Origin of the sequence: Actinomyces wuliandei, assembly GCF_004010955.1 — a bacterium.
In the GTDB taxonomy this organism is placed as follows: Bacteria; Actinomycetota; Actinomycetes; order Actinomycetales; family Actinomycetaceae; genus Actinomyces; species Actinomyces wuliandei.
This window is the reverse complement of the sequence record NZ_CP025227.1, coordinates 174,473-188,441: the sequence shown is the minus strand read 5'-3', so window position 1 is coordinate 188,441 and position 13,969 is coordinate 174,473. Positions and strand designations below refer to the sequence as shown.

15 protein-coding genes are annotated in these 13,969 nt (G+C 70.1%); 6 read left to right on the top strand and 9 right to left on the bottom strand.

The annotated features are described in order from the left end of the window. Positions 1-145: 145 nt before the first annotated feature. From CWS50_RS00815 to CWS50_RS00795, 5 genes are all read left to right on the top strand, one after another. Positions 146-1,363, top strand: a complete 1,218-nt coding sequence (locus tag CWS50_RS00815; protein ID WP_127841275.1) for a PLP-dependent transferase — start codon at positions 146-148, stop codon at positions 1,361-1,363. A 162-nt stretch (positions 1,364-1,525) separates the two neighbouring features. Further along, positions 1,526-1,795 (top strand): SseB family protein, encoded by a 270-nt coding sequence (locus CWS50_RS00810; protein WP_243118385.1) that lies wholly within the window; start codon positions 1,526-1,528, stop codon positions 1,793-1,795. Beyond that, complete coding sequence (locus CWS50_RS00805; RefSeq protein ID WP_127841273.1) at positions 1,792-2,082, top strand: hypothetical protein; 291 nt, start codon at positions 1,792-1,794, stop codon at positions 2,080-2,082. The genes CWS50_RS00810 and CWS50_RS00805 overlap by 4 nt, the downstream gene beginning before the upstream one ends. Continuing rightward, positions 2,079-3,266 (top strand): hypothetical protein, encoded by a 1,188-nt coding sequence (locus CWS50_RS00800; RefSeq protein WP_127841272.1) that lies wholly within the window; start codon positions 2,079-2,081, stop codon positions 3,264-3,266. The genes CWS50_RS00805 and CWS50_RS00800 overlap by 4 nt, the downstream gene beginning before the upstream one ends. Before the next feature lie 9 nt (positions 3,267-3,275). Beyond that, positions 3,276-4,133: a hypothetical protein gene (locus CWS50_RS00795; RefSeq protein WP_127841271.1), complete on the top strand. Its 858-nt coding sequence runs from the start codon at positions 3,276-3,278 to the stop codon at positions 4,131-4,133. Between the two features lie 173 nt (positions 4,134-4,306). On the opposite strand, the gene CWS50_RS00790 is transcribed toward CWS50_RS00795, so the two are convergent. The 9 genes from CWS50_RS00790 to CWS50_RS00750 form a co-directional block, all read right to left on the bottom strand. Beyond that, complete coding sequence (locus CWS50_RS00790; protein WP_127841270.1) at positions 4,307-4,855, bottom strand: hypothetical protein; 549 nt, start codon at positions 4,853-4,855, stop codon at positions 4,307-4,309. Between the two features lie 132 nt (positions 4,856-4,987). Beyond that, on the bottom strand, positions 4,988-5,533 hold the full coding sequence (locus CWS50_RS00785; RefSeq protein WP_127841269.1) for a hypothetical protein: 546 nt from the start codon (positions 5,531-5,533) through the stop codon (positions 4,988-4,990). A 109-nt stretch (positions 5,534-5,642) separates the two neighbouring features. Beyond that, a complete protein-coding gene (locus CWS50_RS00780) occupies positions 5,643-6,200 on the bottom strand; it encodes a hypothetical protein (protein WP_243118384.1) in 558 nt (185 codons plus the stop codon). A gap of 109 nt (positions 6,201-6,309) precedes the next feature. Continuing rightward, entirely contained in the window at positions 6,310-6,855 is a 546-nt protein-coding gene (locus CWS50_RS13750; RefSeq protein ID WP_127841268.1) for a hypothetical protein, read from the bottom strand. Further along, positions 6,852-8,192 carry a hypothetical protein gene (locus CWS50_RS00770; protein WP_127841267.1) on the bottom strand — a complete coding sequence of 447 codons (1,341 nt, stop codon included), beginning with the start codon at positions 8,190-8,192 and terminating at the stop codon, positions 6,852-6,854. The genes CWS50_RS13750 and CWS50_RS00770 overlap by 4 nt, the downstream gene beginning before the upstream one ends. A 1-nt stretch (position 8,193) precedes the next feature. Continuing rightward, positions 8,194-8,541 carry a hypothetical protein gene (locus CWS50_RS00765; protein ID WP_127841266.1) on the bottom strand — a complete coding sequence of 116 codons (348 nt, stop codon included), beginning with the start codon at positions 8,539-8,541 and terminating at the stop codon, positions 8,194-8,196. 183 nt (positions 8,542-8,724) lie between these two features. Further along, complete coding sequence (locus CWS50_RS13745; RefSeq protein ID WP_127841265.1) at positions 8,725-10,464, bottom strand: S8 family serine peptidase; 1,740 nt, start codon at positions 10,462-10,464, stop codon at positions 8,725-8,727. Next, complete coding sequence (eccB, locus tag CWS50_RS00755) at positions 10,461-11,786, bottom strand: type VII secretion protein EccB (RefSeq protein ID WP_127841264.1); 1,326 nt, start codon at positions 11,784-11,786, stop codon at positions 10,461-10,463. Before eccB ends, CWS50_RS13745 begins: the two co-directional genes overlap by 4 nt. Then, entirely contained in the window at positions 11,786-13,123 is a 1,338-nt protein-coding gene (locus tag CWS50_RS00750; protein ID WP_243118383.1) for an EsaB/YukD family protein, read from the bottom strand. Before CWS50_RS00750 ends, eccB begins: the two co-directional genes overlap by 1 nt. Before the next feature lie 445 nt (positions 13,124-13,568). On the opposite strand from CWS50_RS00750, the gene CWS50_RS00745 reads away from it, so the two are divergent. Further along, positions 13,569-13,901, top strand: coding sequence for a WXG100 family type VII secretion target (locus CWS50_RS00745; protein WP_127841262.1), 333 nt, complete (start codon positions 13,569-13,571; stop codon positions 13,899-13,901). Positions 13,902-13,969: the final 68 nt, after the last annotated feature.

Sequence of the window (13,969 nt, the reverse complement as noted above, 5' to 3'; positions counted from 1 at the left end):
CCCTGCCACCCCTTCCGTCGCCAGGCGCCCCGTGCTGGGCCGGAGGCGGCCCCGGGCCGACGTCGCCAGCCCTCAGGCACGACCCGCTACCGCCCCCATGCGACGCCCCGCCACCACAGCGACCACCACACAGGAGAGCACAGCCATGACCGAGTCCCTGAGCAAGCCACTGCCTGAGCCGCTGACCAGCCAGCAGCCCGCCTGCCGCACCTTCCCCGTCCACCACCACCCGACCACCCCGCCCGCCGACGACCCGCACACCGCCAGGCTGCACCTGGAGACGCTGCTGGTCCAGGCGGGCACGGGCACGGACCCGGCCACCGGGGCGGTCACCACCCCGGTCCACCTGTCCACCGCCTACGGGCACCCGGGGCTGCAGCAGTCCACCGGCTACGACTACACGCGCACGGCCAACCCCACCCGCGACGTCCTCCAGGACGCCCTGGCACGGCTGGAGGGCGGGACGGCGGGCTTCGCCCTGTCCTCAGGCATGGCGGCCCTGGAGCTGGCGGTGCTGACCCTGGCGCCCCACGGCAGCCGGATCGTGGCCCTCCAGGACCTCTACGGGGGGTCCTTCCGCTACCTGGAGGTCCTGGACGAGGAGGGCTCCTACACGGTTGACTTCGTGGTGGGTGTCGAGGGGCTGCGTGCCGCCCTGGCCACGCCCGCCTCCCTGGTGGTCATCGAGTCGCCCACCAACCCGATGATGACGGAGATCGACATCCGTGAGGCGGCGCAGCTGGCCCACGCGGCCGGGGCCAGGCTGGTGGTGGACAACACCTTCCTCACCCCCCTGCGCCAGCGGCCCCTGGAGGAGGGGGCGGACCTGGTGGTGCACTCGGCCACCAAGTACCTGGGCGGTCACAACGACGTCATGGCCGGGGTGGTGGTGGTCGGCGACAACGACCTGGCCGAGCGCCTGAGCTATCGGCTGAATACTACCGGGGCCACGCTGGGGCCCTTCGACTGCTTCCTGCTGCTGCGCGGGCTCAAGACGCTGGCGCTGCGCCTGGAGCGCCACGAGGCCAACGCCCGCGCCGTGGCGGCGGCCCTGGAGGCCAGCCCGGCGGTGGCCCGGGTGCTCTACCCGGGGCGCTCAGGGATGGTCAGCGCCGAGCTGGCGGAGTCGGTGGACGTGGCGGCCTTCCTGGGGGCGGTGCGGGTGTTCACCTTCACCGAGTCCCTGGGCGGGGTGGAGTCCCTGGTGACCTGCCCGGTGGCGCAGACCCACATGGACGTGCCCGAGGAGGTGCGCGCCGCCTACGGGCTGACGGACCGGCTGGTGCGCCTGAGCGTGGGCGTGGAGCACGCGGGAGACCTAGTGGCGGACCTGGAGCAGGCCCTGGAGACGGCGCAGGGATGACAAAACCGTGCGGCGCTAGACAGTCACGATCCAGTCACGTAGCATCACGGTGTGGATATACACCGGACTGAGCCAGGGGTATACCCCGGCGCACGAACAGGTCCCCCAGTCCCGGCAGGCGGGCCTGGTCACCAGCCGCCCTCCAAGCCGGTGGTCCCACCGGTGGTCTATCTGCCCTCAACCGGGGGCAGCAGCGCCTACGGGGCGGAGATCGAGCTGCGCCAGACCCAGGACGGGCGCGTGGCGCTGCTGGCCTACACGGCCCTGGACCGCCTGGTGCGGGGCATGGGACCCCACCAGCCCTGGGTCCTCTACCCCACCGACCGGCTGGGGGACCTGGACTCGGTGCAGCCCTACCAGGTGATCTACCTGGACCCTGAGGTGCCGCGTGAGCAGTGGCGCCAGCCCGGCCAGCAGGAGGCGGCGCGGTGAGCGACTTCAAGACCGACTACGACGCCGCAGCGACGATCACCTCGCGCTTCTGCTCCGCGCAGGACTCCCTGGAGGAGCAGGCCCCGGCCATGCCGGAGTCGGTGGACGGCGGGGACGGGGCCGACTTCGTCATGAGCATGCTGGCCAAGCTGGGTGAGGACGCGGGCACCCTGGCCCAGGCCGCCGAGCTGGGCGCCACCCACATGAGGGACGCGGTAGACCTCATCTCCGGCTACGACGAGGAGGTCGCCCAGACGTTCCGGAGCATGGCGGAGGAGATGTCATGACCGAGGCAGCCACAGGAACCGAGACCATCGACACCGAGATCCCCGGAAGCCCCGCCTCCGTGCACTCGGCTGCGGACTGGCTCTACGACCTCAAGGAGGACGTCTACGACGGCTACTGTCACCTGACACACTGCACCACGACCGCCGCGCAGGACCTTGCCGGGAAGACGGCGGAGGCCGTGGAGGACTACTCCCACAACGTCGAGCTGGCGTGCACCGACACCTTCGAGCGGGCACGAAAGGCCGCAGATGTGGTGCGGGCCTTCGCCGACCAGCTGGGCTGGCGCCAGGACGACATGACCGGCCACCGGGGCCGGGCACGCGATGGCGGCCTGACAGTGAGCGGCTACCTTATCCACGCGCCCACTCCTGTGGAGGACCCGGGCAGCCGGCCGAAGGACGCCACCACCAAGCAGGCCGAGCAGTGGCAGGCTGCTCACGACTCCTATGAGGACTACCTGGCCAGGAAGGAGGTCTTTGACGAGCTGCGTGAGGACGTGACCCACACCCGCGACGAGCTGGAGACCTGGATCACCGACAACCTGGTCCTCGCCGAGGCCGAGGTCCTCAGCGACACCGTGCTCAGCGGCGTCCGCAGCACGGTCGGCGACATCGCCGCCAAGGGCACAGAGACCGAGATCAAGAACCACTACGGGGACAAGGCGGCCGCCCTGAGGAACAAGGCGCACAGCAAGGCGCTGATGAAGGGGGCGAACCAGTCCAGGAGCCTGCACTTCAAGAGCCCCCTGTCCCCGACCCAGGCGGAGATCGACCGGGTCATCGACAACTCCCGGCTACTGACGCGCTGGATGAACAAGGCGGGGGACCTGCAGCAGACAGGCAACCAGCTCGCCAGACGTGCCAACGTCCTCATCGCGGTCGGCTTCATCGGCACCGAGCTCGCCCAGGGCGGCTCGCCCTCCCAGGTGCTCGTCACGGCGGGGGCGGGGGCAGGAGCCGCAGCGCTCTTCACCGCTAGTGCCCCGTTCTGGGCACCGGTAGGAGCTTCCTTTATTGTCGCTACAGGCGTGGGCTATGCCTACGAGCAGGCGGTTCCTCTTCATATTCGTGAGAGGATTGACGAGGGTCTTAAGGATGCCGCTGGCTCTGTTGCTGACGCCGCCAAGGACGCCTGGGGCTCGCTGGCCGAGGCCGTGAGCCAGCCTGGCGGGCGCTACAACTAGGGGGCGGTTGTGAGTCAGCAGGAGCTGTCGGGGCGTGGCCGGGGTCGGGGAAGGCGGTCGCAGCGGGTCGTGCCCTACGACCAGGCCGACGCGACAGTTGCCAAGGAGATCGGGTGGCTGGTTATATCGCTGGCCCTCTTCACTGCGCTGGTGCTGATGATGCTGTCCGCATGGGCGCTGCCCGCCGTGGCCATCCTGTCCACCAGCGGGGCGGCCATCATCGCCCAGGCCACGGGCCGGTGGTGGCTGCTGCGCCGACGGCGCTCCTGCCACCAGCACTGGCACCACGCGCACCGCGCCACCGTCTTCCCCACCCACTGGGGACTGCTCATGTGGGAGCAGGTCCCACCCGCCTGCGCGCTGGCAGGCGTCGCCCTGGCCGCAGGCATGATCCTGCTCACCCCACAAGGCCCCTACTACAACGGCAACGGCCTCGCCCAGGCACTGATCGCCGTCCACATCGGCATGGCCACCTACTACTGGGCCAAGACCCCCATGACCCGACGAGGCAGACCCGCCCTGTCCCTCATCCCCGAGGGCGTGTGGCTGTGGCCCGGCGGACGCCACGAGACCTGGATCCCCTGGGAGCTAGCCCCCGAGCTCACCAGCGTCATCATGTACAACGAGGCCCTGGTCACCACCAGCACCGGCCTGACCCTGCGCTTCCCCATGTACTGCCTCCCCCTGAGCCACACCCACCTCCACCACGTCCTCCACCACTACTCCACCCACCCCCACCACCGCCACGAGCTCGCCACACCCCAAGGCCCCCAACGCATCGCAACCCTCACCCAGCCCCCCAACCAGACAGAAGAAACACCCACCAGCCACCAGCAGGACCCGGACAGCCCCGCGCCTACGCCGTAGGGGTTCGCCCTGGGGCGATTCCTGGGACACTCTTCTCACAGAACTACCCGTACCGCCCCATCACAACCCACTCATCACCGACGACTCACCCCTGCCAGGCCACGCCCCAGCCACCGGCACCAGACACGCCCAGACAGTCCCGTAGCACAGCACCAGCCAGCCGACAAAGACCCTCACCGCCCGCCCTTGTGGATGACCAGCCACCCACGACCCAGCGGACGCTCCAGAACCAGACTGCCTCCCCCGGACAGCCCCGTCCGCCAGGGCCGGGAGATACTGTCCAGGTCCAGGTCCGCCAGCTCCACGTGCATCGGCGATGAGTCGACCACCGGGTAGTCCTCGATATTGGCACCGAAGCGCGCCGTCTCGGCGTCCACGTAGTCACGGATAGCCTGCTCCTCAGCGGTGAAGGCGATGACATACCCCCACCCGCCCGGGAAGCCCTCCTCGAACCGCACCGCAGGCCCCACCGAGACCACCCGCGCACCCTCAGGCAGCACATACCCCGGCTCAATGGACAGGACCTCCTCCAGGTGCTCCACGTCCGCCGGGTACGGCGCCCCCACCTGCACACCCGCAGCACTGGCCGACGCCGAGGCCTCAGCAGCGGCCCTCCGGAACTCAGCACCCACACGAAGCTGGTAGGCCACCATACACAGGACCGCGCACACCACCAGGCACACCGCCACCAGCACATGACGCACCACAGCCCCCCGACTCACACAACCACCCCCCTCACGACCCACTCCCACTCATCACCGACGACTGCCCCACCAGGTCATACTCCTGGGCAATCCCAGCCTGGTGCAGCCCACACACCCCGGCAGGAGCGCGTACCCAGCCCCCACAAGGCGTCACATCCCACCCCGACGGATGACCAGCCACCCACGCCCCAGCGGACGCTCCAGAACCAGCGTGGCATAGTTAAGAGAAACGCTCGTCGGGCTCGACACGTCCCGCAGGTCCACGTCCTCCACACCGTCCGTGTACTGCGTCACCTCCCGACGTTCCTCAATACGATTACTGGACACTCCAACACAAGTCTCGGCGTAGTCGAGGATGGCCTGCTCGCTGGCGGTGAAGGCGATGACGTACCCCCACCCACCCGGGAAGTCCTCTGCAAAGTTGACAGCGGGCTCCACCGAGACCACCCGCGCCCCCTCAGGCAGCCCACCCACCTCAGCCACAGCCAGGACCTCCTCCAGGTGGTCGGTGTCCGCCGGGTACGGGGCACCCACCTGCACACCCGCAGCACTGGCCGACGCCTCAGCCCTCTCAGCCCGGGCACCACCCAGGAGCAGGTGCCCCGCAACATAGACCCCCAGGAGCACCACCACGCACACCACCAAGGCAGCAACCGCCACCACCACCTCACGAACCAACCCCCTCCCACCACTCACGGCCCACTCCTCACCGACGACTCACCAGACATGTCATACTCCTGGACTACCGAAACCAGACGCACCGGACAACTGACCAGGGGACGCGCAACCCGACCACCACAAAGCGTCACATCCCACCTCCACAGGTGACCAGCCACCCGCGCCCCAGCGGACGCTCCAGAACCAGCCAGGTGGTCGTCCCACCCACCCCTGTCCGCCAGGGCCGGGAGATACTAGCGAGGTCGAGGTCAGCCAGCTCCGCAGGCCCCGGCGTCCAGTCCACCACCGGGTGGTTCTCGATAATGTCGCCCGACAGGCCCGTCTCGGTGTCCACGTAGTCACGGATGGCCTGCTCCCCGGCGGTGAAGGCGATGACATACCCCCACCCACCCGGGATGTCATCCGCAAAGTTGACAGCAGGCTCCACCGAGACCACCTGCGCCCCCTCAGGCAGCCCACCCACCTCAGCCACAGCCAGGACCTCCTCCAGGTGGTCGGTGTCCGCCGGGTACGGCGCACCCACCTGCACACCCGCAGCACTGGCCGACGCCTCAGCCCTCTCAGCCCGGGCACCACCCAGGAGCAGGTGCCCCGCAACATAGACCCCCAGGAGCACCACCACGCACACCACCAAGGCAGCAACCGCCGCCACCACCTCACGAACCAACCCCCTCCCAACACTCACGGCCCACTCCTCACCGACGACTGCCCCACCAGGTCATACTCCTGGGCAATCCCAGCCTGGTGCAGCCCACACACCCCGGCAGGAGCGCGTACCCAGCCCCCACAAGGCGTCACATCCCACCCCGACGGATGACCAGCCACCCACGCCCCAGCGGACGCTCCAGAACGAGGACAGCACGGTCAAAGCGGGTACGCATCGGGTTCGACACGTCCCGCAGGTCCACGTCCTCCACACCGTCCATACTCTGCGCCGCCTCCAAGCCTTTCTCGACAGTACTCTCAACGGCCCCGGCACGCGTCTCGGCGTAGTCGAGGATGGCCTGCTCGCTGGCGGTGAAGGCGATGACGTAGCCCCACCCACCCGGGATTTTCTCTGCAAAGTTGACAGCGGGCTCCACCGAGACCACCTGCGCCCCCTCAGGCAGCACATACCCCGGCTCAATGGACAGGACCTCCTCCAGGTGCTCCACGTCCGCCGGGTACGGGGCCCCCACCTGCACACCCGCAGCACTGGCCGACGCCTCAGCCCTCTCAGCCCGGGCACCACCCAGGAGCAGGTGCCCCGCAACATAGACCCCCAGGAGCACCACCACGCACACCACCAAGGCAGCAACCGCCGCCACCACCTCACGAACCAGCCCCCTCCCACCACTCACGGCCCGTCCCCGCTCACCACCGACGACTCACCGGACATGTCATACTCCTGGGCAATCCCCGCCTGGTGCAGTTCCTGGAGCATCTCGTCACTGACCTCCACAGGACCGATCTGAGTCGACTTCTCCCCGTCCCAGTTGTAGCGGTCCGCCACGTGGACACGGTAGTCGTAGGAGTAGGTCCACTCCGGGTTGTCCTGCGTGGGTGGATAGACCGTGACCGTACCTTCCGTGGCGTAGTTGCACCCACCCGTGGCGTAGAACCAGTTCTGGTCCTCCTCGGGGTAGATATAGTAATCCTCCCACTTGGTGGTGAAGGGGTAGGTCACCGGCCCCTCCACCCCGCTAGCCCGCGCGTCTGCGAGCGCCTTGCCAACCATTCTATCAGCAGCCGCTTGCGTATCTATGGACAGGCCGTCAACATCCTCCAGCATACGGTCAGCGTCGAGCTCCAGGGGGTCCCCGCTGTTGCCCAGGAAGTGCTGCAGGTTCCTGGAGGCGTCCGGCCACCGCGACGCCATGGCCCTTGCGGACACCGTAGCCGACTCGTGAATGAGCAGGTCCCACGGACCCGCCGGCCGGCTCCCGTAGACCCCGGACCCCTCATCCTCGGTGTCCCCGGGGTAGACCCAGGGGTCCACCCCGGGCATGTCCGCCTCCTCACCGGGAACCGGCTCACCCAGCTCGTCGCTGCCCTGCGTCCCCGGGTCACCGTGACCACCACCACTGTTCCTGCGGCTGTCCTCCGCCTCCCGGGGATCAGTCCACTGACGGCCCGCCCGGGAGCTGTCCACGTCCCGGTTCGGGTCGCCTCCGGCAGCGGCCAGGGCGGTGGCGTAGTCTTGATCGACCTCGGTGGCCAGGGCCAGGGTACGCGCCACCATCGCCTCCAGCTCGGCCGCGTCCTCCTGGGCCCGGGCGACCTCAGCCACCCCCAGCCCACCAGAACCCACCGCAGCAGCGGCACCCAGACCACCCCCGGCAGCCAGGGCGTCCAGCGACACCGACCCGTCACCACCCAGCGCCAGGTAGGGCCGCGCCTCAGCAAAGTCCTGGCACTCCAGCACCCTGCGCCGCACCTCCACCACACCCTCACACGCCTCAGCCGTGGCACGCGCCAGCACACCCACCTCCTCCACCAGCTCCTCATGGGAGGCAGTGCACCGGTGCAGCGCCGCACGCGCCGCCTCCACACCAGCACCCAGCGAGACCACCCGCGAGCCCGCCACCCGCGCATCATCCGCCAGGCCCCTCAACGACACCTGCAGGCTCCTCAGCCCGTCACCGGCCTCCGCCAGAGGGTCAGGCCGCCACGCACAGACGTCACTCCACGCCACCATGTCACATCAGTCCCCTGGAACGCGCCCACTGGCCCACCGAAGCAGCCGAGGCCCCCGCCGACTCCGCGCCCTGCGCCACGGACTCGTCGTTGGCCTGGTGAGCGGACACCAGGGCCCGGGTGCCCTCACCCACGGCCCCGTAGCGGCCTCCCACCACCCGGCCCTGGCTCTCCAGGCGGCTCACCGCGCTCCCGGCTCTTCCTGAGCTCAGCGAACCGGGCATGGCTGCACCCACCGGCTCCAGGGGAGCGGACACGTCCAGGGCAGCGATCCTGCCACGCACACCCTCCAGAGACACAGCCAGCGCCTCCAGGTCGCCTGCGACAATATGAATATCCGCTCCTGCCACCACAGGCCTCCACAGCATCGAGAACGTTGGGAACGTTGAGAACACGGACACGAGAAGCAGTCCGCCAGGAGCCCCCGGCGGTCACACGCAGATAACCCTACGTTAAATACGCAGCCTCGACCCCTCTTCGTCGCAGTTGTGACTAGACTCACTAAGGGTGCCTCTACGTGACCGGCCCCGCCCTCACAACCTCGGGGCGCTGCCGCCCCCACCACCCAGGACGGACGTGCTCCCAGAGGTGCTCCTGGACCGGATGCGGGAGCCCACCAGGCCCAGCGCCAGCACCACGGCCCCGGCCGTCCCCGCCCTGTGGGCCAGGCGCGCCCTGCGGGCCGGACCGGGGTCGGTCACCGGCGGAGTGGCCCAGGCCGGCGCCGGGGTCGCAGCCTGCCTGGCACCACGCGGGTTGTCCGGCCCCAGGGCCGTGCCGTCGTTGACAAAGTCCAGCGCGGCATAGGGCGCGATCACACCCCAGCCCACGGTCGGGGAGGCCTGCTCCGGGGTGGCGCGCAAGGCGGTCACCGTCAGCCGGTACCCCCACTCGGCGGGGTCCTCCTGCGGGTAGGCGGCCGCTACGAGCGCCGCAGCACCTGCGGCGTAGCCGGTGGCAAAGGAGGCGGACGGGGCGTTGCCAGCAGCCACGCAGTCACCCTGGCCCAGGAAGGTTGTCAGCACGGACTGCGCGGGCACCGCCAGGTCAATGTGGGACCCGTGGACCACGGCGTCAGACACCGCAGCGCTGGCGTCCAGCGCCGTCACCCCCAGCGCCTCCTCGTAGGCTGCGGGGTAGCGCAGCTCCTCCGCCGCGTCACCGTCCTGATCAGTGTCCTGGCCACCATCCCCAGCCCCCGGGGAGGCTCCCCCGGTCCCCGCAGGGGTGGGCGTCGCGGACGAGCCCTGCGCACCGTCCTGGCCAGAGCCCTGCTGGTCCTGCTGCTGGTCCTGCTCCGAGTTACCCCCGCTGGCTACGACCAGCGCCCCTGTCTGCGCGGCGTAGGTGACGGCCTCGGCCAGCTCGGGGGCGTCGTCCTCCAGCGCCTGAGGCACCACGACAACCTGGGCGCCGTTGTCAGCCGCCCACCTGATGCCCTGGGCCGTCCTCCAGGCCTGCGGCCCCCGGCCCTCCTCCACGACAGCCTCCGAGGTGCCGGAGAAGACCCGGACAGGCATGATGACCGACTCCCGGGCGACGCCCACCAGCCCGGAGCCCTCCACCGGCCTGGAGGCGATCAGGCCGGCGACAGCAGTCCCCTGGCCGTCCTCGTCCACCGTCCCGTCCCCTCCACTCATCAGGTCCGCCCCCGGGACGACAGCACCCTCCAGGTGCGGGTTGGAAGCGTCCACGCCGGAGCTGACGACCGCTACCACCACGTCCGTGCCCCGGGAGACCTCCCAGGCCGTCTCCACGCCGACCTGGGAGAAGACCGCAGGGGTGTCCTCGACGAGGGACGCCTGCTCCTCCTGGTCCTGAGCCCCCTCCTCCGTGAGCTCGCCGCAGCCGGAGAGCTCCTGGTTCACCGCAGGCGGTGCGGTCTGCACCGGCGCGGGCGCCACAGGGGCCGGCTCCTCCTGCGGCTCGACCGCATCAGTCTCCTGCGTCGGCTCGTGCGTCGGCTCAGCCTCGTCAGGCTCCTGTGCCGGCTCAGGCTCAGGGGAGGGCGTCTCCTCCGCCTGCGAGTCGGTGGCCTCCTCCTGGGGCAAGGGCTCCTCCTGAGCCTGCTGGGTCTCCTCCTGTGCGGGGTCGTCGGGCTCAACGGGGGCCGCAGCCGTCGGCCCTGCTGCGGCCAGCGCAGCCAGCCAGACCCCGACAGCAGCGACAACCAGCAGCCGCCACGGCAGGTGGAGCAGACCACACCGACGGGCCGCCCACGAGCCCCTGTTTTCCGCTTCCGGCCTGTGCCCCTCCGGACTCCTGCTCCTCACTTCTGAGCCACCCCCTCCCACACGGCCTGCGAGGACAGCTCCGGGCCGGTGGGGAACAGCGCCAGCCAGGGGGAGGGGACGGAGGCGACGTCCTCCTCCGAGTAGCCCAGTCGCTGTAGCGTGTCCGCCGGGTCCCCTCCCAGCGCCCAGGCGCGGCCAGCGTCAGTGACCAGGAAGACCGTCCCGGCAGACCCGCCAGAGGTCGCACGGACAAGAGCGCCCGAGCCCCCTTCGACGCTGACGCCCCCGTCACCGAGCTGGTCGGCAGTGCCCAGGCCCGTCGTGAACCCGCCGGAGCCGTCAACCTGCAGGACCGCGCACACGCTCTTCCCCTCACCGGCGCCCGTTCCCAGGACCGGGGGCCAGTCCCTGGGCGAGCCTGCCTCCGCCGTGGCCACCTGGGCCAGGTCAGCGGCACTGACCTCACGAGCCTGCACCTCCGGGTTGCCCAGCTCGTACATGTCTACCTCCACCTCGGTGAGCCGGGCCAGGGTCCCGTCATCCTGGACCAGGTAGAAACGTGGCTCCCCGGAGGTGTCCGTGACCGACAGCAGCATGCCGGAGACAGCGTCCTCCACCGTGCTCGCCAGGGCGTCTGCGGGTGTCCCGGCCTCGGACAGCGTGAACGGCTCGATCACGGAACCCTGGTCAAAGAGGTTGAGCCAGGTGGCGTCCACCTCTACCACCGGCTCCGAGTCCAGCCCCAGCGCGAGCAGGACCGCCCCGCTGACCTCAGCCGGGACCTCATGGCTCCTCCCCTCCGCGACCAGGTAGAGGGTCCCCTCCACCGACACCAGCGCGTGGTCGGCGGCAGCCTGTCCCTGCGGTGAGGTGCCCAGGAAGGCGGAGGTCACGGTCGAGGTGGTGGAGCAGGCCGACCACCCCCGTGAGACCAGCGAGCCAGAGCCGGGCAGCTCCTCGGGGGCGTCCTCAAGCCCCACCCGGCTCCCTCGCTCGATACCGTCAAGGGTGTCCGCGCCGACCGAGACCTCCTGGAAGGAGCCTGACTCCGCCAGGAGACGGGCGCTGGCGAGGTTGGTGACTGGGCGCAGCCTGCCGTCGATGGTGACGTAGCGGGTCCCCTCGCCCCTGACGACGACCAGCGTGCTGTCCTCCCACCCGTCCGGCAGGCTGGAGGTGAACCGGCCCACCACGAAGGCCACCAGGAGGATGACCAGTGCGACGGCGACACCGCCGACAAGCGGCCGCACCGTGCTGCGCGGCTCCACCTCCCGCCCGCCCGGGGTCCCGGCGACGAAGGCCATGACCAGTCGCTGCCGGTTGAAGCGCTGCGCGTTGAGGATGTCCCTGTTGGAGGCCATCACAGCACCCCGCAGACGACGGCGGCCAGGGGCGGGATCGCCATGAGCACGAGGACCTCGACGGCGTCGGCGGCCCGCGCCAGGCGTGGCCGGTAGGACGGTCCCAGGACGTTGAGGAGGAGCACCGCCACCCCGACGGCGCCGACCGCCCCCACCGCAGGCATGAGCAAGTCCGTGCGAGAGGTGACCGTCACGACCAGGGCGGCCACCAGGACGGCCATCCCGCCCACGACACCGGCAAGGACGTCACTGCGGGAGCGGATCGCCCGCGTGGAGAGCATGAAGGCGGCAGCCACGGCCGCCACCAGGGCAGCCCCCTCCCAGCCGGTCTCCATCAGCACGGGCACGCACACCAGGACGGTGAGCGAGCAGGCGACCCGCACGGACAGGACCAGGCCGGCCATGTCCATGACCCGGGCGACCAGACCAGGCGTCACCTCGTCCTGCGGGCCACGTAGCGGCGGCCTGCCAGCCTGGTCCGGCAGGCTGACCGTGACCGGTACCGAGGCCAGAGCCAACCAGGGCGCGATCAGGGAGATGACAGCCGCACACGCCGTGACCACCGCCAGCACGTGAGGCAGCGGGTAGCCCAGGCCCTGGGTCCCCAGGCCGGTGGCCACCAGGGCGACGCACACCAGAGCTGGCCCGGCCAGCACCGGTCGGCTGTCTCGCAGCGTGGGGGCGCACAGGGCGACGGCCGCAGCAGCGGCAGCACCGGCCGCCTCCAGCCTCAGGCCCGTCGGCGACCCCTCCAGCGCGGTGTGCCCGGCCACGCCCGCCAGGGCGCCAGCCGTCATGGCCACCGCCCAGGTGCCCACGGTCCGCAGCTGGTCAAGCGCGTAGGCGGCCAGAGCAAGCAGGGCTGTGGCGACGACGGCGACCAGGGGCACCAGCGGGTCTCCAGGCCCCTGGCGCAGAAGCAGCACGCCGGCCACGAGGAACAGCAGGCAGGAGGCCCCCACCGACATCGCCACGGAGTCGCGCGGCTCCCAGGCGGTCTGCTGCTCCTCCACGGCAGTGGCCACGGCCTCGACGAGGTCGTCGTAACGCGGCGCCGCCCTGGTGTCGCGCAGTACCAGGGTGAGGACCGTCCCCGGTCCCACCCGCTGGTCCCCCAGTGAGCGGGAGCTGTCCAGCGCGGTGCCGTCCTGCGTCACCAGGTGCAGGCCGTAGGAGGCGGCCTGGTGGTCAAGCGCGCTGAGACGCTGCGCCAGGGCAGGGAGGAGCTCGACCAGCGGGACCGCAGAGGACAAGGCAAGGTCCGTAGGGACACTGGCGTGCCAGACGGTCACCGGTACAAGGGAGGGCTCACGCCCAGAGGTGCTCGGGGGAGTCACGACGATCTCCTGGAACGGGGATAGCGACCCACGACGACCCACGACGTCGTCGCAGGTGCCGCAGAACGGCCCCATCGTAGGTCACGGGACAGACACAGCACCCAGGTTTGACGGGCGTCCCGCTCCCGACGACGCCCCTGGCACCGCCCCGCCACCGCCCGCCTAAGGGGGCAACAACGGCTCCCTCACGCCCCAAACCCGTCCGCTGACACTCCCTCGCCCCAGCCTCACACGGCAGCAAAAGCGGCACGAATCACTTCACGATCCGGGTGTGACGGCTTCGTGATGTGGGTTAGTGTGGCTTTGTGGTCATGTTTATGGCCTCGCGGCGCGAGGCTGCCGCAAGAGCCGGGTGGCGCTGGGCCCTGTGGGCACCTGCCAGGACACCACAGTCGACAGCCCACACGCTCGACCTCAAGACCTCCTGAGAAAGGAAAGAGCCCCAATGGCCCAGAATCTTGCCGCTGGTAGCGGGACACTTGTCAACGCAGCAAACACCGTGTCCACGCACCGGGCAGAGCAGAAGACCATCGCCAGTCGCGTCTCGGACGCCTCAGCACAGTCCCAGGCCGGGTGGAAGGGAACGGGTGCGACAGCAGTCACTCAAGTCGTGACCCAGTGGATGGAGGCCGCCAACCGCATCGACCGAGCCCTCAACAGCCTGGAGGAGGCCCTGCGCAGCACCGACAAAAGCTACCAGGCCACCGAGGAGGAGGCAGCCTCGGCCGCCGTGAAGATCGGTGCGAGCGCAGGGAGCTACCACGGCCTGCCCGGCTGACCCCAACGGCTCACCGGGGCAGCGAGGCATCCGTGAGCCACAGGTACGCCTCGATATACACCATCCAA

Bases quoted from the DNA above. Each gene is read 5' to 3' on its own strand.
- CWS50_RS00815 (WP_127841275.1), top strand. From the start codon at position 146: ATGACCGAGTCCCTGAGCAAGCCACTGCCTGAGCCGCTGACCAGCCAG.
- CWS50_RS00800 (WP_127841272.1), top strand. From the start codon at position 2,079: ATGACCGAGGCAGCCACAGGAACCGAGACCATCGACACCGAGATCCCC.
- CWS50_RS00770 (WP_127841267.1), bottom strand. From the start codon at position 8,192: ATGGTGGCGTGGAGTGACGTCTGTGCGTGGCGGCCTGACCCTCTGGCG.
- eccB (WP_127841264.1), bottom strand. From the start codon at position 11,786: ATGGCCTCCAACAGGGACATCCTCAACGCGCAGCGCTTCAACCGGCAG.
- CWS50_RS00745 (WP_127841262.1), top strand. From the start codon at position 13,569: ATGGCCCAGAATCTTGCCGCTGGTAGCGGGACACTTGTCAACGCAGCA.